23 protein-coding genes and 3 pseudogenes are annotated in these 25,851 nt (G+C 64.0%); 6 read left to right on the top strand and 20 right to left on the bottom strand.

What is annotated here, in order from left to right; all coding sequences use genetic code 11:
* Nucleotides 1-106: 106 nt before the first annotated feature.
* A complete protein-coding gene (locus ABIF91_RS32750) occupies nucleotides 107-1,450 on the bottom strand; it encodes an IS1380-like element ISBdi2 family transposase (RefSeq protein WP_424578699.1) in 1,344 nt (447 codons plus the stop codon).
* 281 nt (nucleotides 1,451-1,731) lie between these two features.
* Between ABIF91_RS32750 and ABIF91_RS32745 the strand changes: the two genes are divergently transcribed.
* The 3 genes from ABIF91_RS32745 to ABIF91_RS32735 all read left to right on the top strand — a co-directional run bounded on the left by ABIF91_RS32745 (nucleotide 1,732) and on the right by ABIF91_RS32735 (nucleotide 5,186).
* Nucleotides 1,732-2,592: a tyrosine-type recombinase/integrase gene (locus ABIF91_RS32745; RefSeq protein ID WP_035695117.1), complete on the top strand. Its 861-nt coding sequence runs from the start codon at nucleotides 1,732-1,734 to the stop codon at nucleotides 2,590-2,592.
* Complete coding sequence (locus ABIF91_RS32740) at nucleotides 2,592-3,818, top strand: IS91 family transposase (RefSeq protein WP_424579164.1); 1,227 nt, start codon at nucleotides 2,592-2,594, stop codon at nucleotides 3,816-3,818. Before ABIF91_RS32745 ends, ABIF91_RS32740 begins: the two co-directional genes overlap by 1 nt.
* 419 nt (nucleotides 3,819-4,237) lie before the next feature.
* Nucleotides 4,238-5,186 (top strand): IS630 family transposase gene (locus ABIF91_RS32735; RefSeq protein WP_424579208.1). Its coding sequence is split into 2 segments (ribosomal slippage): nucleotides 4,238-4,573 and nucleotides 4,575-5,186, totalling 948 coding nucleotides; the frame shifts between segments, so codons are not numbered across the junction.
* Nucleotides 5,187-5,205: 19 nt separating this feature from the next.
* Here ABIF91_RS32735 and ABIF91_RS32730 read toward each other — a convergent pair.
* Together ABIF91_RS32730 and ABIF91_RS32725 are read right to left on the bottom strand one after the other, a co-directional pair.
* A pseudogene (locus ABIF91_RS32730) lies at nucleotides 5,206-6,269 on the bottom strand (IS630-like element ISRj1 family transposase).
* A 41-nt stretch (nucleotides 6,270-6,310) separates the two neighbouring features.
* Nucleotides 6,311-6,730: pseudogene (locus ABIF91_RS32725) on the bottom strand (GMC oxidoreductase); the annotation flags it as partial.
* 90 nt (nucleotides 6,731-6,820) lie between these two features.
* Between ABIF91_RS32725 and ABIF91_RS32720 the strand changes: the two are divergent.
* Nucleotides 6,821-7,950 (top strand): IS3-like element ISRj2 family transposase gene (locus tag ABIF91_RS32720; RefSeq protein ID WP_129557670.1). Its coding sequence is split into 2 segments (ribosomal slippage): nucleotides 6,821-7,073 and nucleotides 7,073-7,950, totalling 1,131 coding nucleotides; the frame shifts between segments, so codons are not numbered across the junction.
* Between the two features lie 144 nt (nucleotides 7,951-8,094).
* Here ABIF91_RS32720 and ABIF91_RS32715 read toward each other — a convergent pair.
* The 13 genes and pseudogenes from ABIF91_RS32715 to rpoZ all read right to left on the bottom strand — a co-directional run.
* Nucleotides 8,095-8,976, bottom strand: a pseudogene (locus ABIF91_RS32715) (GMC family oxidoreductase); the annotation flags it as partial.
* Between the two features lie 4 nt (nucleotides 8,977-8,980).
* Nucleotides 8,981-10,531, bottom strand: a complete 1,551-nt coding sequence (locus tag ABIF91_RS32710; RefSeq protein ID WP_028179688.1) for an ABC transporter substrate-binding protein — start codon at nucleotides 10,529-10,531, stop codon at nucleotides 8,981-8,983.
* Between the two features lie 251 nt (nucleotides 10,532-10,782).
* A complete protein-coding gene (parC, locus tag ABIF91_RS32705; protein WP_028179689.1) occupies nucleotides 10,783-13,041 on the bottom strand; it encodes a DNA topoisomerase IV subunit A in 2,259 nt (752 codons plus the stop codon).
* 60 nt (nucleotides 13,042-13,101) lie between these two features.
* Nucleotides 13,102-13,386, bottom strand: coding sequence for a hypothetical protein (locus ABIF91_RS32700; protein ID WP_028179690.1), 285 nt, complete (start codon nucleotides 13,384-13,386; stop codon nucleotides 13,102-13,104).
* Between the two features lie 100 nt (nucleotides 13,387-13,486).
* Nucleotides 13,487-14,239 (bottom strand): DNA repair protein RecO, encoded by a 753-nt coding sequence (recO, locus tag ABIF91_RS32695; RefSeq protein ID WP_028179691.1) that lies wholly within the window; start codon nucleotides 14,237-14,239, stop codon nucleotides 13,487-13,489.
* Nucleotides 14,240-14,377: 138 nt separating this feature from the next.
* Nucleotides 14,378-14,758, bottom strand: a complete 381-nt coding sequence (locus ABIF91_RS32690; RefSeq protein WP_028179692.1) for a hypothetical protein — start codon at nucleotides 14,756-14,758, stop codon at nucleotides 14,378-14,380.
* A 21-nt stretch (nucleotides 14,759-14,779) separates the two neighbouring features.
* Complete coding sequence (era, locus tag ABIF91_RS32685; RefSeq protein ID WP_028179693.1) at nucleotides 14,780-15,706, bottom strand: GTPase Era; 927 nt, start codon at nucleotides 15,704-15,706, stop codon at nucleotides 14,780-14,782.
* A complete protein-coding gene (gene rnc / locus ABIF91_RS32680; protein WP_028179694.1) occupies nucleotides 15,696-16,538 on the bottom strand; it encodes a ribonuclease III in 843 nt (280 codons plus the stop codon). The genes era and rnc overlap by 11 nt, the downstream gene beginning before the upstream one ends.
* Nucleotides 16,535-17,299, bottom strand: coding sequence for a signal peptidase I (gene lepB, locus ABIF91_RS32675; protein ID WP_028179695.1), 765 nt, complete (start codon nucleotides 17,297-17,299; stop codon nucleotides 16,535-16,537). Before lepB ends, rnc begins: the two co-directional genes overlap by 4 nt.
* A 249-nt stretch (nucleotides 17,300-17,548) precedes the next feature.
* A complete protein-coding gene (gene acpS / locus ABIF91_RS32670) occupies nucleotides 17,549-17,968 on the bottom strand; it encodes a holo-ACP synthase (RefSeq protein WP_028179696.1) in 420 nt (139 codons plus the stop codon).
* Nucleotides 17,965-18,717 carry a pyridoxine 5'-phosphate synthase gene (locus ABIF91_RS32665; RefSeq protein WP_028179697.1) on the bottom strand — a complete coding sequence of 251 codons (753 nt, stop codon included), beginning with the start codon at nucleotides 18,715-18,717 and terminating at the stop codon, nucleotides 17,965-17,967. The genes acpS and ABIF91_RS32665 overlap by 4 nt, the downstream gene beginning before the upstream one ends.
* 45 nt (nucleotides 18,718-18,762) lie before the next feature.
* Nucleotides 18,763-21,051 carry a RelA/SpoT family protein gene (locus ABIF91_RS32660; protein WP_028179698.1) on the bottom strand — a complete coding sequence of 763 codons (2,289 nt, stop codon included), beginning with the start codon at nucleotides 21,049-21,051 and terminating at the stop codon, nucleotides 18,763-18,765.
* 205 nt (nucleotides 21,052-21,256) lie between these two features.
* Complete coding sequence (rpoZ, locus tag ABIF91_RS32655; RefSeq protein ID WP_007603391.1) at nucleotides 21,257-21,649, bottom strand: DNA-directed RNA polymerase subunit omega; 393 nt, start codon at nucleotides 21,647-21,649, stop codon at nucleotides 21,257-21,259.
* A 329-nt stretch (nucleotides 21,650-21,978) separates the two neighbouring features.
* Here rpoZ and ABIF91_RS32650 point away from each other — a divergent pair, with 329 nt between their 5' ends.
* Together ABIF91_RS32650 and ABIF91_RS32645 are read left to right on the top strand one after the other, a co-directional pair.
* Nucleotides 21,979-22,623 (top strand): NYN domain-containing protein, encoded by a 645-nt coding sequence (locus tag ABIF91_RS32650; RefSeq protein ID WP_028179699.1) that lies wholly within the window; start codon nucleotides 21,979-21,981, stop codon nucleotides 22,621-22,623.
* A complete protein-coding gene (locus ABIF91_RS32645; RefSeq protein WP_028179700.1) occupies nucleotides 22,604-23,278 on the top strand; it encodes a uracil-DNA glycosylase in 675 nt (224 codons plus the stop codon). Before ABIF91_RS32650 ends, ABIF91_RS32645 begins: the two co-directional genes overlap by 20 nt.
* Nucleotides 23,279-23,360: 82 nt before the next feature.
* Here the strand turns inward: ABIF91_RS32645 and ABIF91_RS32640 are convergent, their stop codons facing one another.
* The 4 genes from ABIF91_RS32640 to dapA are packed head-to-tail and all read right to left on the bottom strand — an operon-like array spanning nucleotide 23,361 to nucleotide 25,843.
* On the bottom strand, nucleotides 23,361-23,942 hold the full coding sequence (locus ABIF91_RS32640) for a peroxiredoxin (protein WP_424579605.1): 582 nt from the start codon (nucleotides 23,940-23,942) through the stop codon (nucleotides 23,361-23,363).
* Between the two features lie 4 nt (nucleotides 23,943-23,946).
* Nucleotides 23,947-24,420, bottom strand: a complete 474-nt coding sequence (smpB, locus tag ABIF91_RS32635; protein WP_024341117.1) for an SsrA-binding protein SmpB — start codon at nucleotides 24,418-24,420, stop codon at nucleotides 23,947-23,949.
* A 60-nt stretch (nucleotides 24,421-24,480) separates the two neighbouring features.
* Nucleotides 24,481-24,894, bottom strand: a complete 414-nt coding sequence (gene mscL / locus ABIF91_RS32630; RefSeq protein ID WP_028179702.1) for a large conductance mechanosensitive channel protein MscL — start codon at nucleotides 24,892-24,894, stop codon at nucleotides 24,481-24,483.
* Between the two features lie 58 nt (nucleotides 24,895-24,952).
* Nucleotides 24,953-25,843: a 4-hydroxy-tetrahydrodipicolinate synthase gene (gene dapA / locus ABIF91_RS32625; RefSeq protein ID WP_028179703.1), complete on the bottom strand. Its 891-nt coding sequence runs from the start codon at nucleotides 25,841-25,843 to the stop codon at nucleotides 24,953-24,955.
* Between the last annotated feature and the right edge of the window lie 8 nt (nucleotides 25,844-25,851).

Here is a 25,851-nt window from a genome sequence, read left to right as displayed (position 1 = left end):
TGACGAGGCGCACAGGATTGCCTTCGGCTTTTCGCCGCCTGACGACCGGTACTTTGCAACGCGCTTGAGGGATGGGTTGGGCGAACGGGGGCGGACGCCCCGCCGGTCAAGGACCGAGCGGCAGCAGCGCGCCGGGCAAGCCGCAGATCAGGTCGGCTTCGGGACATGCCGCGGCAAACGCAAGGCGAATGCGGCTCGTGGTCTCGACGACACGGGCGGCGATTTTCAAGAGCCGAAGACGCAGCGTCGCGAACTCGGCAGCGGCCAATTCCCGGACTTTGGGAATGGCGTCGCGCACGGTCAGCATCAGCCAATAAGCGGCCGTATGGAGCACGAGACGGACCTGGTTGGCGAGCGCCGAACGGCAGCTGGTGCGGTCGGAGGCGAGCTGCGTCTTATGCAGCTTGATCAGATTCTCGGCTTGGCCGCGCGCGCAATACAGGCTGTCGTAGATCCACTCGGCCGAGCCGACATCGAGGCTGGTGACGACGAAACGGATGTCGAGGCCGAGCATCGTCGCCTCAATACGGGCGACGGTGCGCCGTTCGCGATCCCAGGACTTTGCCTTGTGGCGCGTCTCGGTATAGCCACGCAGAACCGGCAGGTTCTCGATGGCGCGTCGGGTGCGGATGTCGTCGGCGACCTCGTCGACTTTTCTGGCGAGAGGCTTGGTGCCGGACAGACCGAAGATGTAGTCGATGCCGTTGGTCTCGCACCACGCCATGGCCTCCGGCCGGGCATAGTGCCCGTCGCCACGGAACGTAATTCGCGTGTTGTGCCACCGCGTGCGGATATGCCGTACCAGGCGGCGCAGAAGGGCACGCACCTCGACGCCGCCCGGCGTCTTGCCGGGCCTCAGCACGACCGCCACGGGACGGCTCTTCTCCGTGTCGTAGACGTGGATCGGCAGGAAGCAGCGTTCGTCATAATGAGCGTTGAACAGCGAGAGCTGCTGATGGCCGTGGACGACATCGCAGGTATCATCGATGTCGAGCGTGACGGATGCCGGCTCGCGCGGGTAGCTATCCATCCATGCGTCGACCAAAATGTAGGTCAGTCGGATCACGTCGCGCAGGCGCGGAGCATTCTCCAGCCGCGACAGCGTCGGTTGGGAACACAGATCGCGGCCCGTGTCCGGCAGCCGTCCGCAGGCCAGCTTGAATGCGGGATCGGACCGCAGATGATCGAGGTCGTCGGCGTCCTCGTAGCCGCAGCAGATCGCGAACATGCGCGCGCGGAACATATCGACAAGGCTGTGCACGACCCGCGTCGGATCGCGCCGATCCGGGAACACCCGGGCCAGATTGTCGGCCAAGCCGAGACGCCGCTCGGCCATCGCCAGAAGCATCACGCCCCCGTTCGAGGTCAGGCGACCGCCATCGAAGGCAGCTGTGACTTTCTTGGCGTGAACGGCTGGAAACGAGAAGGGCGGAATCGTATCGTCGGTCATGGCGGGCGTGGCGTTCGCGGTTGAAGGTGATGGGGTGGCTTCGCAACCGAATCCTACGCCGCATCAGCGCTTTACACCACGCTCGCCAGCCCTCAGGCGCACTCTTACGAATAAGACGGGCTAGCTCGTGATCCGGCAGGCTAGAGCGGTTCATGGCTTGATTGAATCGGGAGGGATTGAACGAAGCCGCTGCCGCGGCGTGAGGGGCAAGGTGGCGTAGATCGCCTCCTGGCTGAGAGGATGTGGGTGTTGGAGCCCACCCCCTCAGACAGGAGTATGAGATGGCCGATTTGAGCCCTCTTCGCCGCCGCATGATCGAAGACATGACCGTCCGCAATCTGTCGCCGGCGACGCAACGATCCTACATCAGCGCGGTTTCGAAGTTCAGCCGCTATTTTGGCCGATCGCCTGACCGGTTAGAGCTGGAAGACGTCCGCGCCTTCCAGGTGCATCTGGTCTCGACCGGCATCTCATGGCCGGCGCTGAACCAGATCGTCTGTGCGCTACGGTTTTTCTACGGCGTCACGCTCGGCGAGGCACTGATCCCGGAGCGCATTCCCTATGCGCGAGAACCGCGCAAGCTGCCGGTCGTGCTCAGCGCCGACGAAGTGGTTCAGTTCCTCGAGGCCGTGTCCAGCCTGAAGAGCCGCGCCGCGCTCACCACGGCCTATGCGGCCGGACTCAGGGCCTCCGAAGTCGCGGGACTGCGGATCGAAGACATCGACAGCGCCCGCGGCGTCATCCAGGTGCGCCACGGCAAGGGGGCGAAGGACCGCAACGTGATGCTGTCGCCCCAGCTGCTGGGTATCCTGCGCACGTACTGGCGGCTCGCCCGGCCGCGGCTTTATCTGTTCCCTGGTCGTGACGAAGATCATCCGATCGATCAGACCGTGTTGCACGCCGCCTGTCGGTCGGCGGTGAAGGCTGCGGGCCTGACCAAGCGCGTCACGCTCCACACGCTGCGCCACAGCTTCGCGACGCATCTTCTCGAGAACGGAACCGATATCCGGATCATCCAGGTCTTGCTCGGGCACAATAATTTGTCGTCGACAGCGCGCTACACGCAGGTCGCCACCGATACGATCCGGGCGACGCAGAGCCCGCTCGATCGCCTGTCGCTGGCCGCGGCGGGATGCGGGTGATGATCCGCCCCGACAGCCGCTGCAACAGGCCCGCCATCGAGATCGCCGATATTCTGCGCCGGCATGGCGACACCTATCGCCGTGTACATGCCGGTCATCTCGGTCGGGTCGAGCGGCGCGTGATGAGCGCGATCGTGGCGTGCCGGACCGAGGCGCTCGGCGGCCACATGGAGGCTTGCGACGACTGCGGCATGACGCGGATCGCCTATAATTCCTGTCGCAACCGGCACTGTCCGAAGTGTCAGGGGCCAGCCCGAGCCGCGTGGCTCGCCGCGCGAGAAGCCGACCTGCTGCCGGTTCCCTATTTCCACATCGTCTTCACACTGCCGGCTCCGATCGCCGCGATCGCCTTTCAGAACAAGGCCATCGTTTATGCGATCCTGTTCAAAGCCGCCGCCGAGGCAATGTCGACGCTCGCCGCCAATCCACGCCGGCTCGGCGCCGGGATCGGCGTCGTCGCCGTCCTCCACACCTGGGGGCAGGCGCTGACGCACCATCCCCACGTCCACTGCGTCGTGCCGGGCGGCGGCCTCTCGCCCGATAGCGCGCACTGGATCGCCAGCCGACCAAACTTCTTCCTGGCCGTCAAACCGCTCGCCCGGCTGTTCAGACGCCTGTTCCTCGAACGTCTGACCGCCGCCTTCGACGCCGGCACCCTGAACTTCTTCGGCGATCTCGCATCCCTGGCCGAGCCTGCCGCCTTCGCAGCTCACCTCGTCGCTATGCGGCGCATCAGCTGGGTCGTCTACGCCAAACGGCCGTTCGGCGGCCCCGCGCAGGTGCTGGCCTATCTCGGCCGCTATACCCATCGCGTTGCAATCGCCAACAGCCGGCTCGTCGCCCTCGACGAGGATCACGTCGCCTTTACCTGGAAGGACTACCGCCAGAATGGCGCGACAAAGATCATGAAGCTCAAGCCCGACGAGTTCATCCGCCGCTTCCTTCTTCACACGCTGCCCGATGGCTTCCATCGCATCCGCCACTTCGGCTTCATGGCCAACGGCCATCGCGCTGCCAAACTTGCTCTTTGCCGCAAACTTCTCGATCGTGAGCGGACACCGCCAAACGATGGCGAGCCGTCGCCTGTGGATTCGGACGCTCTGACGTGGGCCAAGGCTCCCGCCTGCCCTGATTGTGGTGGCGTCATGCGCATCATCGAGCGCTTTCGACACAGCTTCAGCTGTTCCGGCGCTCCCACCCAATCGTACCGGTGCGACACATCGTGAGCCAACTTATACCGTGCACGAAGATCGTCATTCGTCATTATGATCCCATCGTCTCGATCATCGCAGACGCTGCCGAATCCGTGCGGCCAAACAGCGCGATGGAAATTGTTCGATGCAGCGGGCCATCGATCGCTACAGCCGGTAAAATGCTCTCTGTCTCAAGTTGCCGCCATTGCGCAACCAAAACGTCGCCGCGTCAGCTCCGCAGTCTGCCGATAGCAACCCGCGATCTCAAACTATCCCCATAGCCGCACCACCGTGCATATTCTCCCGCGGCTTCGTTCAATCCGGCTTCAATGAGGTCGCGTTACAAGCGCTTGCCGCGCCCTCGCGTGAGCGCGACCTCACAGAACCCTCCAGATTCCCGATTTCGGACGAATATGATTCAAGATGCTGGCTGGGCTGGAGGCCAGCATCCGATGGTCCGACCGATATCCAATGATCTGCGTAAGCGGGCGGTTGCGGCGGTTGCAAAGGGCGAGAGCTGCCGTTCGGTGGCATCGCGGTTTGGCGTTGCGGTGTCGTCAGTTGTGAAGTGGTCGCAACGTTATCGAGCGACCGGCTCAGTGGCCCCTGGCAAGATGGGCGGCCATCGCAAGCCCGTTCTTGAGCCGCATCGCGCCTTCATCAAGGAGAGGATCAGTCAGACGCCGCATTTGACGCTGCACGCCCTCAAGGACGAACTGGCCGCGCGCGGGGTCAAGGTCTCCCACAATGCGGTTTGGACGTTCCTGCGCCGCGAAGGGCTGCGGTTCAAAAAAAACGCTGCTCGCGCTCGAGCGGGCTCGCTCCGACATCGCACGTAGACGCCAGCGCTGGCGCTCATGGCAGGCCAATCTCGACCCTCGACGCCTGGTCTTTATCGACGAGACCTGGATCAAGACCAACATGGCTCCATTACGCGGATGGGGGCCAAAAGGCGAGCGGGTGCGGAGCTTCACGCCACATGGTCATTGGCGGACGCTGACATTCCTTGGCGCCTTGCGCTGTGACCGTCTCACTGCCCCTTGCCTGTTCGACGGCCCAATCAACGGCGAATGCTTCCGCGCCTATGTTCAGCAGGTTCTCGTCCCGCAGCTTCAGCCGGGCGACATCGTCATCATGGACAATCTCGGCAGCCACAAGTCTGTTGCCCTGCGCAGCCTGATCAAAGCGGCCGGCGCCAGGCTCTGGTATCTGCCGCCATACTCCCCCGACCTCAATCCGATCGAACAGACCTTCGCCAAGATCAAGCACTGGATGCGTTCCGCCCAGAAACGCACGGTTGACGACATTTGCCGCCATATCGGCGACCTCATCACAACCATCCAACCCAACGAATGCAGCAACTACTTCGAAAACGCTGGATACGCTTCTATCAAAACATGAAATGCTCTAGTACCCGGAATCAGAGCTGAGTGATACGGCGGCCTTTGAAACGGCGTTGACGGACCTTTTTCTTGGTCCAGACGAAGGGCTCGGCTCTGTCGTTGTATGCGTTGACGTAGGCATCGATGTGTTCCTGAAGCTGCTTGAGGCTCGTGAAGGAGGTGCCGCTGAGCGACTGCCCCTGCAAGATGGAAAACCATACTTCGACCTGATTGAGCCACGACGCACTTGTCGGCGTGAAATGAAATTGCACGTTGGGGTGGGCCTTGAGCCAGTCCTCGTTCTTTTTATGGGTGTTGAGGTTGTCGAGGATGACGTGAAGCTTGCGGTTCGGAAAAGCCGCGGTGACGCTGTTCATGAAATCGAGAAACTCGACGCGGCGCCGGCGTTTTGAATGGGTCGCGATGATCTTTCCGGTGGCGACTTCGAGCGCCGCAAACAATGTTGTGGTGCCATGCCGCTTGTAATCGTGGCTTTGGCCGGTCAAGGCGCGGCCATTGGGCAACTTCAGATAACCCTGCGCTCGCTCCAAAGCCTGGATCGAGGGCTTCTCGTCCACGCACAGCACAATGGCCTTCGCCGGCGGCGCGACATAGAGGCCGACAACATCGGCGGCTTTGGCCGTAAAGTTCGGGTCGTTGCTCTCGCACCAGGACTTGCGAGCCACCAGGTCAATCTTGTGGCTGCGCAGGAACCGCCAGACATATTGGACATCGACATCGCCCAGCGCCTCGGCCAGCAGGGGGCCGGTCCAGCGCGCAAACCCTTGCGGTGGCGGCTTATCCAGCAGCTTCAGAATCCGCTTGTCGGTCGTCTTCGTATAGATCGGCTGCTTGCCAGGCCGCGGCTTGTCTTGCAGCCCTTCAAGGCCATGGTCGGCATAGCGATGCCGCCAAAGGCTGACAATCCGCGGCTGGACCCCAACTTCCTTGGCGATCGACCGGGTGCTGCGCCCATCCGCCGCCAACAGAACTATCCGCGCCGCTTCAAATCGCGCTGCAACGTCACCGGTGAGCGACAGCACGCCTCAAGCACCTTGCGATCTTTCCTCGAAAGGTGGACTTCTCTTGCTTCGGGTATCATCCCGACCTTGAATCACGACTCACGTTCCAAGAAAAGTGGGTACTAGCTGCCTGCGGCAGCGTCAGGTCGGTGTCGGCGAGCCTGATCCAGTCGGCGATGCCTGACAGCGCCGGCTGGGAGGTGATCACCGCCAAGCGCTTCACCGCATCCTTCATGCGCAGCATGTCGCGGGGATCGGCCAGCATGTTTTCCTCGACGACGGGATCGATCGCGGGATCGGTCGAGACCAGCTTGAGCGTTCCGCGAGAGTACGCGTTGAACAGCCCGGCGCCGATCGCCCCGGGCACGCCGATGCCACGGTGATTGAACGCGATCAGGATCATGTCGCGCTTGCCGCCGTCGGCGAGGCCGGAGGAGTAGGTCACGCAGCAATTGGTGTGGCGCGTATCGGGATCGGTGGGGCGCAGCTCCTCTCGCAGCTGGATCGTAGCGCGAAACAGCGGGTGGTCGAAGAAGTGCTTACAGAGCTGGCCCCGCAAATTCGGACAGTAGCTTGAGTGGATTTTCTGCCTGACAGCGGCGAGGATTCTTGCTGCGAATCAGGAGCGAAGATGACGAAGAAGAGCCGCCGGACGCATTCTCCGGCATTCAAGGCGAAGGTTGCTTTGGCTGCGGTCAAAGGCGACAAGACACTGGCGGAGCTGGCGCAACTGTTTGATGTTCATCCGAACCAGATCACGATCTGGAAAAACCAGCTCCTGGAAGGCGCCGCCGGCGTGTTTGGGCATGACAAGACATCGGCCGAGACGCCGGTCGATTTGAAGGCGTTACATGCCAAGATCGGCGAGCTGGCGTTGGAAAACGATTTTTTGTCCGGCGCGCTCACCAAGGCGGGCCTGCTGAGCGCAAAGCGATGATCGACCGCGATCATGATCTTTCTATCGTGCGCCAGGCGAAGGTCCTGAAGCTGGCTCGCAGCACGGTCTACTATGAACCTCGGCCAGTTTCGGCCGAGGACCTTGCCTTGATGCGTCGGCTCGATGAGCTGCATCTCGATTATCCCTTCGCGGGAGCGCGTATGCTGCGATCGTTGCTGCGGCGGGAGGGCGTATACGCCGGTCGCCGCCACATCGCGACGCTGATGAAGCGCATGGGGATCGAGGCGGTCTATCGTCGCCCGAACACGAGCAAGCCGGCTCCGGGTCACAAGATCTACCCGTACCTGTTGCGCGGATTGAAGATCGAGCGGCCCGACCATGCGTGGGCAATGGACATCACCTACATTCCGATGCGGCGTGGCTTCGTCTATCTCGCGGCGGTCGTCGATGTGTTCAGCCGACGGGTCCTGGCCCATCGCGTCTCGATCACAATGGAGGCGGCCTTCTGCGTCGAAGCGGTCCAGGAGGCGTTGGCGAAGCACGGCAGGCCCGAGATTTTCAACACGGATCAGGGCAGCCAGTTCACCAGCCTCGAGTTCACCGATGTGCTGCTGGACGCGAAGATCGCCATCAGCATGGACGGCAAGGGCGCCTGGCGCGACAACGTGTTTGTCGAGCGGCTCTGGCGCACGGTCAAATACGAAGAAGTATATCTCCGCGCCTACGACAGCGTGTCCGAGGCGCGAGCGTCAATTGCCAAGTATCTGGCCTTCTACAATCAGGGACGCCCTCACTCGAGCCTTGACGGGCGCACGCCCGACGAGGCTTACTTCGGCACGCAAGCTATGGTGATGGCCGCATGACCGTCGCCGACGGTTTTGTCGTCGCTCTGGTCGGGCTACGCCCTCCCGACGCAACGACAAAACCGTAAAGCCCCGCGTTCAGCATAACCCGGCAGGAATCCACTTAAATCCAGCGGGGCGCTGTCCAAACAACCGGGGCCAGCTCTTACCAACCGGCAGATCGCGCGCCACCGCGATCCCCATCGCCTTCAACTCCTCCGCCGGTCCGACGCCCGAGCGCAGCAGGATCGCCGGACTGTGAATCGCGCCGGCGCAGAGCACGATCTGGCGCGCGCTGATCTCGCTTGTGCCCTGCCCTTCGACATGAACGCGGACGCCGGTTGCGCGGCCGTCGCTGATCAGCACGCGATCGACCAGCGCATGCCCGCGGATCTCCAGATTGGCGCGGCCGCGCGCAGGCTCGAGATAGCCCTCATTGGTGGTGATGCGGCGGCTGTCGCGGCTGTTGATGGGATAGCAGGCGACGCCCTCGCCGTCCGGGCCGTTGACATCGGCACACCAGGGATACCCGGCCGCGAGCGCCGCGTCGCGCAGGCCCCGATCGACCGGGCCCCATGTCTCCGGCGGCGCGCGATAGACCGGCAACGGCCCGCCGCGTCCATGGCCCTCGGCATCGCCGAATTCCAGATCGTCCTCGATCACGGAGAACAGCGGCATCACCTCCTTCGCCGACCAGCCGGTGCAGCCATTGGCCGCCCATTCGTCGAAGGCATCCGCAACGCCGCGGATGGCGATCTGGCCGTTCATCATCGATGAGCCGCCGAGCCCCTTGCCGCGCCAGTAGAAGCGAGGCTCCTGCCCCGCCACCCGGCGCGTCAACAGGTCAGGCCATTGCCATTTCTCCTGGTATTCGCGCTTGTGGATGATCGGGATGGGATTGGGCGTCCGCACTTCCCAGGGCGCCTCGTCGGCGCGCCAGTCGCGCCCCGCTTCGAGCAGCAGGACGCGCCGTGCGGGATCCTCGGACAGCCGTGCCGCAACAGCGGCGCCGGCGGAGCCGCCGCCGACAACAATGACATCGTACATCGCGTTACTTCTCAACGTTCCAGAACACCGGGATGGCGGACGGTATCAGACCGCGCAGGGTCGCGCGATAGGCGGCCGGCTGCGCGAACTGGCCCCAGGGAATTGCGGGTGCCTGATCGTACATGATGGCCTGGATCTCGGCCGCGATCTTCTTGCGGTCCTCCTCGGCCGGCGCCTTGGCGAAGGCTTCCAGCAACGGCGTGATGCGCTGATCGCATTGCCAGCCGGTGAAGTCGGCGCAGTTGAAGGCAACCATGACATTGGTCAGCGGCGAACCAAGATCGAAGCCGCCGGCGTGAACGCCATAGACGCTCCAGCCTTCCTTCTTGGCGCGGCGCGCCAGCACGCTCGCCCAATCCATCACCTGCAGATCGACGTTGAAGCCGGCAGCCTTCAGCCGCTCGGCGAGCACCTGCGCCGAGACGCGCGGGGCTTCGAGATCGTTGGCCTCCATGACGACGACGGGCTCGCCGGCATATTTGGTCGCCTTCAGCGCGGCCTTCGCCGCTTCGATCGACGGCTTCGCCGCCGCTTCGGTGCCGGCCTTGCTTTCATAGGTGGTGCCGCAGGTGAAGAACGTCGCGCAAGGCGTGGCGTATTTGGCATCGAGCCCGAGCGCATCCAGCACCTCGCGCTGGTCGACCAGCTTCCACAGCACGCGCCGGATCGCGGGATCGTCGAACGGTTTCGACGCGGCGTTGAGGCGGTAGGCGCCTGCGAACATGTTGCCGCCGGTGAAGTTGACGAGCTTGACGCGGGAGTTCTTCTCCAACTGCGGCAACAGATCGAACGGGGCGTATTGCATGAAGTCGATCTCGCCGGCCTGGAGCGCGGAGGCTGCGGTCGCACCGTCGGGAATGACGCGGATCTCGAGCGTGTCGACATTGACGCGCTTGCCGCCGGCGAGGAAGTCGGCGGGCTCGGGGCGCGGCACATAGTCGGCGAACTTCTTCAGAACCATGCGGTCGCCGGTGCGGTGATCGGCCTTGCTGTAGACAAAGGGGCCGGAGCCGATGATCTCGGTGATGCGCTGGTCGCCGGGCGTCTTGGCGATGCGCTCGGGCATCATGAAGGCGACGGGGCTGACGGGATTGCCGAGCGCGTCGATGACGAGACCCGACGGCTCCTTCAGGGTCAGCACGAAGGTCTTAGCGTCGGTCGGCTCGAGCGATGCGGTGATCGCGAAGATGCGGCGGCCGAGCGCGCTGCGAGTGCCCCAGCGGCGAAGCGAGGCCACGCAATCGGCCGCGGTGATCGGCTGGCCATCATGCCACTTCAGGCCATCGCGCAGGGTGAAACTGTAGGTCAGGCCATCGGGCGAGACTTTCCAGTCCTGCACCATCTGCGGTTTGATGTCGCCCTTGGAGTCCTTCGCAAACAGCGTATCGAACACCATGTAACCAAACGTGCGCGAAATATAGGCTGTGGAGAAATGCGGATCGAGGGTGACGATTTCCGCCTCGAGCACCGCGACGAGATTCCCCGCCGCATGCGCAGGCGCCGCGGCCAGCGCAAGGCCGAACAGCGCGGGGATCAAAGACTTGAGTTTGAACATTGGTTTCTTCTTGCCTTGGCGAAACGGTTACGGTCGCCAGCAAAAAGCAATGTTCGTGCCCACACGGCAGAAGCACGTATGCGCACACGGCTATCAGCCGCGCGTTTGCGCACCACACCGTCGGTGTCATCGCCCGGCTTGACCGGGCGATCCAGTATTCCAGAGACCATGCGATGATAAGGGCCGCGGCGTACTGGATGCCCCGGTCAAGCCGGGGCATGACACCAATGGTGTGGCGACGGCCTGCGCCCCTACCCGATGCCCCGGCCGAACTTGTTCGACTTCGGAAAACCCTTCGGAGGCAGGCGGCCGGCGTCGGCGCGGGTACCTTGCCACTCGGCGAGCTCCTTCATGGTCGCGGAGAATTCGCGACCGGCGGAGTCCTTCCAGGTCAGGCCGGCCTTGGCGTCGAACACGGCAACATCCGAAAGGCCGCCATCCTTGTACTTCTGCAGGCGAACGCCGCGGCCGCGCGCCATCTCCGGCACCTGGTCGAGCGGGAAGACCAGCATCTTGCGGTTGTCGCCGATCACCGCGACGGTGTCGCCGAGCACTTCGGTGATCGCGCGCGCCTCGTTCGGCATGTCGACGTTGAGGACCTGCTTGCCCTTCTTGGTGGTGCCGACGCAATCGTCCTCGTTGACGACGAAGCCCTGGCCCTCGTGGCTCGCGACCAGGAATTTGCGTCCGCCCTTGTGGACGAACAGCGCGACGGGCGCGGCTTCCTGCTCGAGGTCGATGAACAGGCGGATCGGCTCGCCGTGACCTCGGCCGCCCGGCAGCTTCGCGACGTCGAGCGAGTAGAACTTGCCGTTGGTCGCGAACAGCAGCAGCTTCGAGGTCGTCTCCGCGAAGAAGGCGAAGCCGAGCTTGTCGTCCTGCTTGAAGGCCAGGCCCGAGAGATCCTCGACATGGCCCTTCATGGTGCGGATCCAGCCCTTGTCGGAGACGACGACCGTGACCGGCTCGCGCTCGACGAAGGCCTCCTCGATCGCGGCGAGATCGTGCTCGGGCGCGTCGGCAAAGGTGGTGCGGCGCTTGCCGAGCGGCGTCTTGGGCCCGAACATGTCGCGGACCTTGCCGACCTGCTCGCTGACCTTCTTCCACTGCTCAGGCTCGGAGGCCAGCAGGGCCTCGATGCCCTTCAGCTCCTTCCGCAGATCCTTGTCTTCGGTGCGGATCTCCATCTCCTCGAGCTTGCGCAGATTGCGCAGCCGCATGTTGAGGATGGAGTCGGCCTGCAAGTCGGTGAGCTTGAACGCCTTGATCAAGGCCGGCTTCGGCTCGTCCTCGGTGCGGATGATCCAGATCACCTCGTCGATGTTGAGATAGGCGATCAGCAGACCGCCGAGGATTTCGAGCCGGTGCTCGATCTCGCCCTTGCGGTGCTTGGTGCGGCGGATCAGCACGTCGCGGAGATGGTCGAGCCATTCGCGCAAGGCCTCCGCAAGGCCGACCACCTTGGGGACGCGCCCCTTGATCAGCACGTTCAGGTTCAGCGGAATCTTGTTCTCGAGCTCGGTCAGCCGGAACAGCGATTCCATCATCAGCGCGGGATCGACGTTCTTGGACTTCGGCTCGATCACGATGCGGACGTCTTCGGCCGATTCGTCCCTGATGTCGCCGACCAGCGGCAATTTCTTCTGGTCGAGCAGTTCGGCGATCTTCTCGATCAGGCGCGACTTCTGCACCAGGAAGGGGATCTCGGTGACGACGACCACCCAGGTGCCGCGCGCGCCCTCTTCCTGCTGCCATCTCGCGCGGACGCGGAACGAGCCGCGGCCCGTTGCATAGGCCTCCGCGATGGCCTGCTTGGAATCGACGCAGATGCCGCCGGTCGGGAAGTCCGGACCCTTCACCCACTTCAGCAACGCCCTGGATTTCGTGTCGGGCTTCTCGATCAGATGCAGCGCGGCGTCACAGAGCTCGGCGGCGTTGTGCGGCGGGATCGAGGTCGCCATGCCGACCGCGATGCCCTGCGCGCCATTGGCGAGCAGGTTCGGGAAGCCGCCGGGCAGCACGACCGGCTCTTTCGACTGGCCATCGTAATTGGCTCGGAATTCGACGCCGTCCTCGTCGATGCCATCGAGCAGAAGCCGCGCGACGTCGGTCATGCGCGCTTCGGTGTAGCGGTAGGCGGCGGGGTTATCGCCGTCGATATTGCCGAAATTGCCCTGGCCGTCGACCAGCGGATAGCGCGAGGAGAAATCCTGCGCGAGGCGCACCATGGCGTCGTAGATCGCCTGGTCGCCATGCGGATGGAACGAGCCCATCACGTCGCCGACGATCTTTGCGGATTTCTTGAAGGCCGTGCCGGGGTCGAGCCTGAGCAGCCGCATGCCGTAGAGGATGCGCCGGTGCACCGGCTTCAGGCCGTCGCGTGCGTCCGGCAGCGCGCGATGCATGATGGTGGAGAGCGCGTAGGCGAGATAGCGCTCTTCCAGCGCCTCGCGCAGCGGCACGTCGTGGATTTCGGCCGGTTCTTCCGGCGGAACGATTCGTTTTCCCATGCCGCCCGGTTAAACCGTGGAAGCGAATCGGGCAAGGATCGAATGGTTCCCTGAGTGCGCCTAGTGGCCGGCCCAACCCGCGGTCACCGGCTGAGTGGTTGGCGGTTTTGGGGCCTGCGCCGTGGTTGGCGCATTGGTCAGGCAACGCCGGGCCGTCTCGATCTCGGCCTCGGTCGCGCCCTTGGACCGCGCCCATGCCTCTGCGGCTGCTGCCGAATATTTCGCCACATAAAACCTGACGACGGTGCAGGAAGCACGGCGAAACACGCCAGACTGCTCGCCTGCGAGTGCGTCCGGTGCCAGCGCAACAAGCGCGGCCGATATCACAAGACCCTTGATCAGCATGAAGCTTTACCCGGCTTGGAACCCCAAGGGCCAATCCGGTAAACTTCGTTTGGTTCCGTAATAAATGCCCCGTTGTTGGGCAATCCAGTCTATGGAACCGTCATGGCGCTGAAATCGCCGCCCTCGCCTGCTGCCGTGTCAAGGCGTTGATGAAGCCTGCCCTTGCGTCGGAATGGACCTGCCCTCGCGGCTCGAGCACATGCCGCAGCAGGAACAGGCCGGTGAGCCGGAAGCCGTCCTGGAGATCCTGCTTCGTGAGGTCGGTGTGCACCTCGCCGTGCCGCAGGAACGGCGGCAGGCGCAGCAGGCGGTCGCGCCACGGCTCGCCCGCACCGCGCGACACGGCGCCGCCGGACTTCGGCGAAACATAGATCAGATCCGTGGTCTCGCCGGTCACCGCGCAATTCTCAAGCGCCAGGCCGAAACCCAGCTCGGCGAGCATCGCCAGCTCGAAGTGAATGACGTGTACGGCGGCGCTGCCGATATCGTCGAAATCGTCCAGCGAATGCTCGAGCAACGCAAAGATCTCTTCGTGCGGATCGCGCTCCGGCAAGAGCCGCGCAACCGAGGCGAGATGGGTGACGCCATAGACCCCATGGGACGATGTCAGCAGCGTCGCCGCACGCAGCTTCAATCCCTCGACCGCATAGGTACCGAGATGCTCGTCGAGCCGCGCCCGCCACACCGCGCTGACGCTGTTGCCGGGCTGCAAGAGGGGCCGCATCCGGGAGCCGGCACCGCCGCGGACGAGGCCGAGATGACGGCCATGGGCGCGCGTCAAGAGCTCGACGATGGCGCTGCTCTCGCCATGCCGCCGCACCCCCAGCACGATGCCCTCGTCGGTCCATTCCATGGGAGAAGCCTACAGGATTCCAGAGCCACTCGCACGCACTCGCGCCCCGGGCGCAACGCGGCGCGCAAGCGGCGCGTTGCCGAGCCGGGGGTCCATTTCTCCGCACACTCCTGGGTCCCTTGTCCGGGACACCGCGATTCACGCGTTGAACCAGCCCTGCGCATCGCCGGTGAAGGAGAAATAAAGGCCGATCGTGGTCAGCGCGCAGGAGACGATCTCGATGGCGCTGTCGAGCTCCAGGCCCCTCTCCCCGATGATCTGGCCGAGCGAGATCACCGACAATGCCAGGGCCGCCGCCAGCACCCAGCGCGGCCAGTTCTTGCGCCGATGCGCGGCCAGCCAGACGAAATAGACCAGCAGCAGGATCATGCCGCCGGCGAGCAAGCTCGCCGTCATGATCATCTGCTCGGTCATCTCGGCATTGGGCGTGCGGTCCTGCACCGCGACCGAGAGGGCATCCAGCATCAACGATGCATAGAGCAGCGCTTCGAAGCGCCGGACGTTGCTGGGCACGCTCATCGGATACCGATCTTTTCTTGGTTATTCCCTGGGGAAGTCCAGGCCCATCTCGCGATAGCGATCGGGATCGTCGCCCCAGTTCTCGCGTACCTTGACGAACAGGAACAGATGCACCGGCACGTCGAGGATCTGCATCAGTTCCTTCCGCGAATCCGCGCCGATCGACTTGATGGTTGCGCCGCCCTTGCCGAGCACGATCTTGCGCTGGCTTTCGCGCTCGACGAAGATCGTCTGCTCGATCCGCACCGAATGATCCTTGCGCTCCTCCCACTTGTCGGTCTCGACCGTAGACTGGTAGGGCAATTCCTGGTGCAGCTTCTGGTAGATCTTTTCCCGCGTGATCTCGGCCGCGAGTTGCCGCATCGGCGCGTCCGACATCTGGTCCTCGGGATAGAGGAACGGGCCCGGCGGCACCATTTCTGCGAGCGTCTTGCGGATGTCGTCGACGCCATCGCCCGAGATCGCCGAGATCATGAAGGTCCGCGCGAACTTCATGCGCTCGTTGGCGGCTTGCGCCAGCGCCAGCAACTTCTCGCGCTGGACCAGATCGACCTTGTTGATCACCAGGATCTTCTCGTGATTGACGCCGGCGGCCTTGGCGAGGATCGCCTCCGCTTCCTCGTCGATCCCGGTCTTGGCATCCAGCAGCACGCAGACGACGTCGGCGTCATGCGCCCCGCTCCAGGCGGTCGAGACCATGGCGCGGTCGAGCCGGCGCTTCGGCGAGAAGATGCCGGGCGTGTCGACCAGGATGATCTGCGCATTGTTCTCGATGACGATGCCGCGGATCAGCGCGCGCGTGGTCTGCACCTTGCGCGAGACGATTGTGACCTTGGCCCCGACCAGCGCGTTGACCAGCGTGGATTTGCCGACATTCGGCGCGCCGATCAGCGCAACGAAGCCGCAGCGCGTACCAGTGGGCGCCTCGCCGCTTGCTTCAGCCGTCATTGCCGCCGCCAACGCCTTCGCGTTCGATCATCACTGAAGCTGCCACCTTCTCTGCCGCGCGCTTGCTGCCGCCGATGCCTTCCGCCGGCGCCAGCCCCGGCAAATCGACTGCCACACGGAACTGCGGGTCGTGATGCGGGCCGGTGCGCTCGACCTCGCGGTAAACAGGCGTCGGCAGCCCCTTCCCTTGCGCCCATTCCTGCAGCACGGTCTTGGGGTCGCGCAAGGGACGGCGCGGCTTGTGCATGCGCTCGGTCCAGTTGCGCTTGACGAATTCGGCTGCCGCCGCGTGGCCGCCGTCGAGGAAGATGGCGCCGATCACGGCCTCGCAGATGTCCCCCAGCACGCTCTTGCGCAGGCGCGCGTCGGCGCTGGGGCCGACCGAGCCCAGCTTGATGTCGTCGACCAGACCGAGGGACTTGGCGACGTCGGCGCAGCTTTCCTTGCGCACGAGCTCGGCCAGACGCTTGGACAGCTCGCCTTCGTCGGCATTCGGGAAGGCGTGATAGAGCATGTCGGAGACGACGAGCCCGAGCACGTGGTCGCCAAGGAATTCCAGCCGCTGATAGCTGTCGCCGCGCTTGCGTCCGGACTTCAGCGCCGAGACATGCGTGATCGCCTGCATCAGGAGGTTCGGGTCAGCGAAGCTGTGGCCGATGCGCGCCTCGAGCGCCGCGTTCGCATCCGTGGCCTTGGCCTTGGCCTTGCTGCTCCGCACCCGCTTCTTCTTCGCAGGTGCCTTGTCTGCAGCTGTCTTGGTCGCAGCTTCCCCTTCGGGGCCCGCTTGCGCCTCGGTCGGTTGGGTCGCGATGTCCTTGGCTTCGTCTTTCATCGGACGATTTTGAAGAAACGATTCCAGCGTACCGCCCACGGCCAGCGCCAGAACATCCAGGCATGCTCGCCTTCGGCGATGGAGAAGAAGATCATCTGGGCGCGGCCGATCAGATTCTCCTGCGGCACGTAGCCCACCTGGCCGAGGAATCGGCTGTCGGTCGAGTTGTCGCGATTGTCGCCCATCATGAAGAAATGGCCGGGCGGCACCGTGTAGACGTTGGTGTTGTCCATGTAGCCGTTGTCGGCGCAGTCTAGCGTCTCATAGGACACGCCGTTCGGCAGCGTCTCCTTCCAGCGCTTCACCCGGGAGATGCCGCCGCCTTCCGAGCCACAGGGGTCTTCGCCGACATATTCGCTCATGCGCTGCCGCTCGACCGGCGCGTCGTTGATGTAGAGCAGCCCGTCCCGCATCTGGACGCGGTCGCCGGGAAGGCCGATCACGCGCTTGATGTAGTCCGTGGAATCGTCCTTCGGCAGGCGGAACACGACGATGTCGCCGCGGTTCGGATCCGAGCCCCAGATTCGCCCCGAGAACAGCGGCGGCGAGAACGGAATCGAATAGTGGCTATAGCCGTAGGAATATTTCGAGACGAACAGATAGTCGCCGACCAGCAGCGTCGCCTTCATCGAGCCCGACGGGATGTTGAAAGGCTGAAACAGGAAGGTGCGGATTACCAGCGCGATCAGGAGAGCATGAATGACGACCCGGATCGTTTCACCGACGCCGCTCTCAGTTTTCGTTCCTGAAGTCACGCTCATTGCTCTCTCAATTCCGGCCGGCGGTCACAGAGCGCCCTCCTGGCGCGAACAGCCCATTGCTTCGCGGCCCATGGAGATTGTCCTGATTCTGATAGTGAGGGCCAATTCCGGCGTAAAGCCGAATTCGCCCAAGCTGATTTGCGACGGCGGACTTTTAGACGGTTGTCGGAGGCCACGCAATCAAGGATCGCATCAAAACTGAGTAAGATATTGATTTTACACACGAATTATAAAATAGGACGGATATCCTCAGGGCTTCGCAGGCGGCACGGCGGAAATGATGACAAAGGCCTGCGCCAGCGGCCAGTCGTCGGTGATCGAAACGTCGATCCGCGCCTCGAATCCGGCCGGCGTCAGGGCCTGAAGCCGGGCCAGCGCACCGCCGGTCAGCTCCATGGTCGGCCGTCCCCCCGGCAGGTTGACCACGCCCATGTCGCGCCACCAGACGCCGCGCCTGATGCCGGTGCCGAGCGCCTTGGAGCAGGCCTCCTTGGCGGCGAAGCGCTTGGCGTAGGTCGCCACCACCATCTTCTCGTTCTTGGCGCGCCGCTCCGCCTTGGCCCGCTCGGCCGCGGTGAAGATGCGGTCGAGGAAGCGCTCGCCATGACGTTCGATCACCTTGGCGACGCGGGTAATGTCGATCAGGTCGGAGCCGATGCCGATGATCATGCCCGGCTCCGGCCACGGTCCATCGCCGCGCGCATGCTGCGCACGGTCTCGGACAGACCCACGAACAGCGCCTCGCCGATCATGTAGTAGCCGATATTGAGCTCCATGATCTCGGGCAGGGCCGCGATCGTCTCCGCCGTGGCATAGTCGAGCCCGTGACCGGCATGGACCTCGAGCCCCGCATCCTTGGCCAGCTTCGCCCCCGCCACGATCCGCCGCCATTCGGCCTCGGCCTTGTCGGCGTGGCCGTCGACAACGGCGTCGCACCATGCGCCGGTGTGGATCTCGATCACGGGCGCGCGCAGCCGTGCCGCCATTTCGATCTGAGCGGGATCGGCGGCGATGAACAGCGAGACCCGGATGCCGGCATCGTTCAGCCGCGCGATATAGGGCGCGAGCGCGTTGTGCTGGCCGACCACATCCAGCCCGCCTTCGGTCGTCACCTCCTGGCGCCGCTCCGGAACCAGGCAGACCGCATGCGGCTTGGTGGCGAGCGAGATGCGTAACATGTCGTCAGTCGCCGCCATCTCGAAATTGAGCGGCTTGGAGATCTCCGCCTTCAGGCGCGCCATGTCCTCGTCGCGGATGTGCCGGCGATCCTCGCGCAGATGCGCGGTGATGCCGTCGGCGCCGGCCTCGATCGCGAGCAGCGCCGCGCGCACCGGATCTGGATTGCGGCCACCGCGCGCGTTACGCAGGGTCGCGACATGGTCGACATTGACGCCGAGGCGGAGCGGAGTTGCGGGCATTTCAGGACTCACGAAATCGGGGCGACAGGCGCATGCGCAAGGCGCCTATCCATTAACACGTTCGACGCGGGCGACGACCGCCTTCGCGCGCAACTGAGCCAGGATCGCGCTCAGGTGCTTCAGATCGTAGACTTCGAGATCGATCGTCGTCTCCGTGAAGTCCGGCGAACGGCGCTGCATGCTGATGTTGTCGATGTTGCCGTCGTGCTCGGCGATCACGGTCGCGATCTGCGCCAGCGCGCCGGGCTCGTTGACGTTCTCGACCCTGATGCGGGCCGGGAAGCGCTGCGGCGCGGAGTCCTCGATGTCCCAGCGGACGTCGAGCCAGCGCTCCGGCTCCTCCTCGAAATCCTTCAGGGCGGGCGCCTGGATCGGATAGATCGTGATGCCCTCGCCCGGCGTGACGATGCCGACGATGCGGTCGCCGGGCACGGCGCCGCCATTGGGCGCGAACTTGATCGGCAAGTCGGAGTTGATGCCGCGGATCGGGATCGCGACCGGGCTGCGCGGCGGCTCCGAGGCGCCCTTTTCCTTGAGCTTGGCCGCAAGCCCCTTCTTGACGCCGTAGCGCGCGATCCGCTCCTCCTTGTAGTCCGGGTACATCGCACGCGCGACGTGCGACGCCTTGATCTCGCCGCGACCGACCGCCGCCATGACGTCCTCGATCGAGGTGCGCGCGAGCCGCGGCAGCGCGCCCTTGAGCTTGTCGTCGGCATATTCGATCTTGGCGCGCTCGAACAGGCGCTCGACGATGCGCCGGCCGAGGCCGACATATTGATCGCGCACGGCGGTGCGCGTGGCGCGGCGGATCGCGGCGCGTGCCTTGCCGGTGACCGCGAGCGTCTCCCAGGCCGACGGCGGCGCCGATTGCGCTTCCGATGTCAGCACCTCGACCTCGTCGCCGTTCTGGAGCTCCGAGGATAGCGGCGCGAACTTGCCGTTGATCTTGCAGCCCACCGCGCTGTTGCCGACGTCGGTGTGCACCGCATAGGCGAAGTCGATCACGTTGGCGTGGCGCGGCAGCGCGATCAGCTTGCCCTTCGGGGTGAAGCAGAACACCTGGTCGTGGAACAGCTCAAGCTTGGTGTGCTCGAGGAATTCCTCGGGATTGGCGCTCTCGGAGAGGATTCCGATGGTGTGGCGCAGCCAGGCGAACGCGTTGGACTCGCGCTTGAGGTATTCGGTCGGCGAGCCCACGCCTTCCTTGTAGAAGACATGCGCGGCGATGCCGCGCTCGGCGATCTGGTCCATCGCCTCGGTGCGGATCTGGAGCTCGACGCGCTGGTTGCCGGGGCCGATCACGGTGGTGTGGATCGAGCGGTAGTCGTTCTGTTTCGGCGTCGAGATGTAGTCCTTGAAGCGCCCCGGCACGACTGGCCAGGTGGTGTGGACGATCCCGAGCGCGCGATAGCAGGCCTCGATGTCGTTGACGACGAGGCGGAAGCCGAAGATGTCGGACAATTGCTCGAAGCCGACCGACTTGCGCTCCATCTTGGTCCAGATCGAGAACGGCTTCTTGCGGCGGCCATAGACCCGCGCGCCGAGGCCCCTGTGCCGCAGATTGTTGGAGAGCTGGTCTTCGATCTCGCCGATCAAATTGCGGTTGCGCTCGGCAAGCGCGTCGAGCCGCTGCATCACCACCGAATAGGCTTCGGGATCGAGGGTGCGGAAGGACAGATCCTCCAGCTCCTCGCGCATTTCCTGCATGCCCATGCGCCCCGCCAGCGGCGCGTAGATGTCGAGCGTCTCCTCGGCGATGCGCCGGCGCGATTCCGTCGGCACGAATTCCAGCGTGCGCATGTTGTGCAGGCGGTCGGCGAGCTTGACCAGAAGCACACGGACATCATCAGCAATGGCCAGCAACAATTTGCGCAGGTTCTCGGCCTGCTTGGCCTCGCGTGACACCAGCTCGAGCCGCTTCAGCTTGGTCAGGCCCTCGACCAGCGCGCCGATCTCCGGCCCGAAGATCTGGTCGATCTCGGCCCGCGTCGCCTCGGTGTCCTCGATCGTATCGTGCAGCAGTGCTGCCACGATCGTCGCGTCGTCGAGCTTCAGGTCGGTGAGAATGGCCGCCACTTCGAGCGGATGCGAGAAATACGGATCGCCCGAGGCGCGGGTCTGCGAACCATGCGCCTTCATGGCGTAGACATAGGCGCGGTTCAGCAGGTCTTCGTTGGTGTTGGGATTGTAGGATCTGACGCGCTCGACGAGGTCATATTGACGCATCATGCGCGCGCGGGGCCTGGCGGGCCGCGCGACCGGCGCAGTCGGGGCCACGGCAACCGATTCGGTTGCGGCCTGCATCTGCGTGGGTCTGCGGCGCCGATATACCATTCCGTCCTGCTTTCAAACGGGCCCGAGGCGGTCCGTTGTATACATCCTAGCTCCGATCGCGCGTGTGTCCGATCAATTCAGTGACAGGCGCAGCGCCAACCGGCAACACTATGGTAACCACGAAAACGTCAACAAAAGCAAAGGCCCGAACAAGGGTTCGGGCCTTTGATAAGATCACAAGCAGTCGACGATCACGATGGAGGAATTACTCGTCTTCCTCAGGCTGCTCCTCGGGAGGCGCGAGGCCTTCCAGACCCTTCAGGAGCTCCTCTTCGGTCATGCGCTCGACGGCGACTTCGGTATCGTCCGCATCAACGCTCGCCCCTGCGGAACCGATCAGCGGCACCGTATCCGGCTCGGGCTCGTCCACTTCGACGAACTTCTGGAGCGAGTGCACCAGCTCCTCGCGGAGATCCTCCGGCGAGATCGTCGTCTCGGCAATTTCACGCAAAGACACAACAGGGTTCTTGTCGTTATCGCGGTCAACCGTTAGTTGTGAACCGGACGAAATCATGCGGGCTCGGTGGGCGGCCAGCAGGACCAAGTCAAACCGGTTGTCGACCTTGTCGATACAATCTTCTACGGTGACGCGAGCCATGGACTGTCGCTCCGTTGTGGGTGGGACGAAATATGTGGATGATGGGGGCTAGTTATAGGGGCCGGGACGATTTCGCAAGGCTAATTTGTGATTTGGTCTCGCCAAACGGCTCTGCTAACGCCACATTGGGGCTGGGACGGGGTTTTCTGGGCTGCCATCGAGGGCAGCCCCGGGTGTATGCAAGTCCGCCATAACTATACCTTGATTGCCCCGGCTTCTCCGGACTTGCGGTTTCGACGGGTCTCAGCGGCACTTTAGAACTGCGCGGCTTGCTGTCGCCGCGCCAACAAAAAAAACGATCAATCACGAACACTACGCGAGCAAACTGAATGTCACCTTCTCCTACCAACAAGATCGCGCTCTTCATCGATGGGGCCAATCTCTACGCGACCGCGAAAACTCTGGGCTTCGACATCGATTACAAGCGTCTACTGAAGGAGTTTCAGGGCCGCGGGACGTTGTTGCGGGCGTTCTATTACACCGCCATCATCGAAGACCAGGAATACTCCTCGATCCGCCCGTTGATCGACTGGCTGGATTACAACGGCTACACCGTCGTCACCAAGGCGACCAAGGAATTCATCGACGCCTCCGGCCGCCGCAAGGTCAAGGGCAACATGGACATCGAGCTTGCCGTGGACGCCATGGAGCTCGCCGAGCATATCGACCAGATGGTGCTGTTCTCGGGTGACGGCGACTTTCGCTCCCTGGTCGAGGCCGTGCAGCGCCGCGGCGTGCGGGTCACGGTGATCTCCACCATCGCCAGCCAGCCGCCGATGATCGCCGACGAGCTGCGCCGCCAGGCCGACGTCTTCACCGACCTCGTCGAGCTGCAATCCAAGCTCGGCCGCGACCCGTCCGAGCGCCCCGCCCCGCGCGACCGCGGCGAGCGTGGCGAACGTCACCACGCCCCGCAATTCCTCCAGCGCGCAACCACGATGGCGCCGAGGGGCGATGAAGACTTCGAGGAGTGAGGCGGCCCGGTCAAGCCGCCAGCCTCTCGTCGTCGTTCCCGACCGTGACTGTCCGCTCTGTCCGCGTCTGGTCGCCTTTCGCGAGGCGAACCGCGCACGCGAGCCGTTGTGGCACAATGCGCCGGTTGCGCCCTTCGGCGAACTCGAGGCGCGCCTCCTGATCGTGGGCCTCGCGCCGGGAATGCAGGGCGCCAACCGCACGGGACGGCCCTTCACCGGCGATTATGCCGGCGACCTGCTCTACAGCACGCTGATCGAATACGGCTTTGCCAGGGGGACCTATCAGGCGCGCCCCGACGACGGCCTGAAGCTGGTCGACTGCCGGATCGCCAATGCGGTGCATTGCGTGCCGCCGCAGAACAAGCCGCTGCCGGTCGAGATCAACACCTGCCGCCAATTTCTCGTGGCAAATCTGGCGTCGATGCCGAACCTGCGCGCGATCGTCGCGCTCGGGCGGATTGCGCACGACAGCGTGCTCAAGCCGCTGAATCTGAAGGGCTCGCAGGCCCCCTTCGGCCACGGCGCGGTGCATCAGGCAGGCCGGTTCAAGCTCTACGACAGCTATCATTGCTCGCGCTACAACACGAACACCGGCGTGCTGACGCCGGACATGTTCCGAAGCGTGTTCGCGAAGGTGAAGGCCGGTCTCGATTAGGGCCTGATGGAGTCAGGCGGTTGTGATCCCCGCAGCTGGCTCGCATCGGTTCGACCAGATCATTTCACCCTCGGCCGGCGATCTAGGCCTTGGCGGGATTGGCCCTGAGCCAGTCGAGCACGTCGCCGGCGTTCCGGTCGGGCGGGAACACCGGGTAGAACACATGCGTGATCCTGGCGTCGTCGATGACAAGCGCGAGACGCTTGATCAGCGTCAGGCCCGCGACCTCCATGGTCGGCAGGTTCAAGGCGCGCGTCAGCGCCAGCTTCTCGTCCGAGAGCACCGGGAACGGCAGATGCAGGCGCGAAGCCATCTCGGTCTGGTATACGTTGCTCTGGGTCGAGAGGCCGAACACGTGTGAGGCGCCGGCGGCTTTCAGCTCGGCGAACAGATCGCGAAATGCGCACGTCTGAGGCGTGCAGCCGCGCGCCCCCGGGATCATGTCCCAATCGTCGACCAGCGCGATCTTGCCGGGCTCGCCGGTGCGGGGATAGGCGAACACGACGGTGCGGCCGCGCAGCGCCGACAGCGTGACCGACGTGTCGTCGGTCGCGAGCAGGCCGATCGGTGGCAATGTCATGCCCTTGAGATGCGCGGCGCCGCCGTCGTCGGCAGGCGCGGGAATCTGGCTCCAGTCGACCTCGAGCAGGTTCCGTTGATTCATCGCGTCATCCCCTCGCCCGCATCAGCCGGCCCTTCTCCCGGCTCCAGTCACGCTTCTTCTCGGACTCGCGCTTGTCATGCAGCTTCTTGCCCTTTGCAACCGCAAGCTGCAATTTGGCGCGACCACGCTCGTTGAAATAGAGCTTGAGCGGGATCAGCGTCATGCCCTCGCGGTCGACCGCGCCCATCAGCTTGTTGATTTGCCGGCGGTGGAGAAGCAGTTTGCGCGGCCGCTTGGGCTCGTGATTGAACCGGTTGCCCTGGAGATACTCGGGAATGGTGGCGTTGATCAGCCAGATCTCGCCGTTCTTGGAATCGGCATAGGATTCCGCGATCGTGCTCTTGCCGTTGCGGATCGACTTGACCTCGGTCCCCGTCAGCGCAATCCCCGCCTCGATCGTGTCTTCGATCGCATAGTTGAAGCGGGCCTTGCGGTTCTCCGCCATGACCTTGATCGGACGTTCGTTCTTGTCGGCCATGATGGATAAAACCTGATCGAGATGCGCGCGGAATCTAACAGTTCGGATGAAGCGCGCGCGTCACTTCTTGAGGAGATCGCGGATCTCGGTCAGCAGCTCGACCTCGGCCGACGGCTTCGGGGGAGCGGCCGGCGCCGCCTCTTCCTTGCGCTTCAGCGTGTTTATGGCGCGGATCACCAGGAACAGCACGAAGGCAATGATGATGAAGTTGATCGCCAGCGTGAGAAAGCTGCCCCAAGCCAACACGGCGCCTTGCTTTTTCGCATCAGCTAAGTTGGTGGCCGTGACCTTCGCCGACAAGGGGGTAAAGTAGTTCGAGAAGTCGAGGCCGCCGGTGACGGCACCGATGATCGGCATGATCACGTCGCCGACCAGCGAGTTGACGATGCCGCCGAAGGCGGCACCGATGATGACGCCGACCGCGAGGTCGACGACGTTGCCTTTCATGGCGAACTCGCGGAACTCCTTGAGCATCCGCGGCCCTTTGTCCTCGACCGCGCTCATGAACGCCCCCCCGGGAAAAGCTAACGCCTCAGTTGATCAGACCCGCGTGCACCATCGCGCTGCGCACGGCAACGCGGGTCGGCTCGGAGACCGGCACCATCGGCAGCCGCAGCGTCTCGTCCAGCTTGCCGAGCAGCGACATCGCGTACTTGATCGGCGCCGGATTGCTCTCGATGAAGAGGTTGTTGTGCAGCGGCATCAGCTTGTCGTGGATCGCGAGCGCCGCCTTGGTGTCGCCCTTCTGCCAGGCGGCGTGGAACTCCGAGCACAGGCGCGGCGCGACGTTCGAGGTCACCGAGATGCAGCCATGGCCGCCGTGGGCCATGTAGCCGATGATGGTGGCGTCCTCGCCCGAAAGCTGGTTGAAGTCCTCGCCCATCGCCGCGCGCTGCTGCGACACGCGAACCATGCTGGCGGTGGCGTCCTTGACGCCGGCGATGTTCTTCAGCTCCCACAGCCGCTTCATGGTGTCGACCGACATGTCGATCACCGAGCGCGGCGGGATGTTGTAGATGATGATCGGAATGCCGATCGCGTCGTTGATCGCCTTGAAGTGCTGGTACATCCCTTCCTGGGTCGGCTTGTTATAGTAGGGCGTGACGATCAACACGGCGTCCGCACCCGCCTTTTCGGCGTGCTGGGAGAGTTCGATCGCTTCCTTGGTCGAGTTGGAGCCGGCGCCCGCGATGACCGGCACGCGGCCCTTGGCTTCAGCGATGCACCATTCGACGACCTTCTTGTGCTCGTCATGGCTCAGCGTCGGGCTCTCGCCGGTGGTGCCGACCGGGACCAGGCCGTTGGTCCCCTCCGAAATCTGCCAGTTGACCAGGGAGCGGAACGCTGCCTCGTCCAGCGAGCCGTTCTTGAACGGCGTGACCAAGGCGGTGAACGACCCCCGGAACTTCGTCTTGGCTGCCATGGACTCCC

The organism is Bradyrhizobium sp. USDA 241 (assembly GCF_049739505.1).
GTDB classification, from domain to species: domain Bacteria; phylum Pseudomonadota; class Alphaproteobacteria; order Rhizobiales; family Xanthobacteraceae; genus Bradyrhizobium; species Bradyrhizobium liaoningense.
The sequence above is the reverse complement of the archived record's forward strand: the minus strand, read 5'-3'. Positions and strand labels throughout refer to the sequence as shown.

Excerpts from the sequence above, each read along its gene's own strand:
- ABIF91_RS32750 (WP_424578699.1), bottom strand. The coding sequence starts at position 1,450 with ATGACCGACGATACGATTCCGCCCTTCTCGTTTCCAGCCGTTCACGCC.
- ABIF91_RS32690 (WP_028179692.1), bottom strand. The coding sequence starts at position 14,758 with ATGAGCGTGCCCAGCAACGTCCGGCGCTTCGAAGCGCTGCTCTATGCA.
- ABIF91_RS32645 (WP_028179700.1), top strand. The coding sequence starts at position 22,604 with ATGAAGACTTCGAGGAGTGAGGCGGCCCGGTCAAGCCGCCAGCCTCTC.
- ABIF91_RS32650 (WP_028179699.1), top strand. The coding sequence starts at position 21,979 with ATGTCACCTTCTCCTACCAACAAGATCGCGCTCTTCATCGATGGGGCC.
- ABIF91_RS32665 (WP_028179697.1), bottom strand. The coding sequence starts at position 18,717 with ATGCCCGCAACTCCGCTCCGCCTCGGCGTCAATGTCGACCATGTCGCG.
- rpoZ (WP_007603391.1), bottom strand. The coding sequence starts at position 21,649 with ATGGCTCGCGTCACCGTAGAAGATTGTATCGACAAGGTCGACAACCGG.
- ABIF91_RS32710 (WP_028179688.1), bottom strand. The coding sequence starts at position 10,531 with ATGTTCAAACTCAAGTCTTTGATCCCCGCGCTGTTCGGCCTTGCGCTG.
- era (WP_028179693.1), bottom strand. The coding sequence starts at position 15,706 with ATGACGGCTGAAGCAAGCGGCGAGGCGCCCACTGGTACGCGCTGCGGC.
- parC (WP_028179689.1), bottom strand. The coding sequence starts at position 13,041 with ATGGGAAAACGAATCGTTCCGCCGGAAGAACCGGCCGAAATCCACGAC.
- recO (WP_028179691.1), bottom strand. The coding sequence starts at position 14,239 with ATGGAATGGACCGACGAGGGCATCGTGCTGGGGGTGCGGCGGCATGGC.
- ABIF91_RS32700 (WP_028179690.1), bottom strand. The coding sequence starts at position 13,386 with ATGCTGATCAAGGGTCTTGTGATATCGGCCGCGCTTGTTGCGCTGGCA.
- ABIF91_RS32660 (WP_028179698.1), bottom strand. The coding sequence starts at position 21,051 with ATGGTATATCGGCGCCGCAGACCCACGCAGATGCAGGCCGCAACCGAA.
- acpS (WP_028179696.1), bottom strand. The coding sequence starts at position 17,968 with ATGATCATCGGCATCGGCTCCGACCTGATCGACATTACCCGCGTCGCC.
- rnc (WP_028179694.1), bottom strand. The coding sequence starts at position 16,538 with ATGAAAGACGAAGCCAAGGACATCGCGACCCAACCGACCGAGGCGCAA.
- mscL (WP_028179702.1), bottom strand. The coding sequence starts at position 24,894 with ATGCTCAAGGAGTTCCGCGAGTTCGCCATGAAAGGCAACGTCGTCGAC.
- ABIF91_RS32640 (WP_424579605.1), bottom strand. The coding sequence starts at position 23,942 with ATGAATCAACGGAACCTGCTCGAGGTCGACTGGAGCCAGATTCCCGCG.
- dapA (WP_028179703.1), bottom strand. The coding sequence starts at position 25,843 with ATGGCAGCCAAGACGAAGTTCCGGGGGTCGTTCACCGCCTTGGTCACG.
- smpB (WP_024341117.1), bottom strand. The coding sequence starts at position 24,420 with ATGGCCGACAAGAACGAACGTCCGATCAAGGTCATGGCGGAGAACCGC.
- ABIF91_RS32740 (WP_424579164.1), top strand. The coding sequence starts at position 2,592 with ATGATCCGCCCCGACAGCCGCTGCAACAGGCCCGCCATCGAGATCGCC.
- ABIF91_RS32745 (WP_035695117.1), top strand. The coding sequence starts at position 1,732 with ATGGCCGATTTGAGCCCTCTTCGCCGCCGCATGATCGAAGACATGACC.
- lepB (WP_028179695.1), bottom strand. The coding sequence starts at position 17,299 with ATGAGCGTGACTTCAGGAACGAAAACTGAGAGCGGCGTCGGTGAAACG.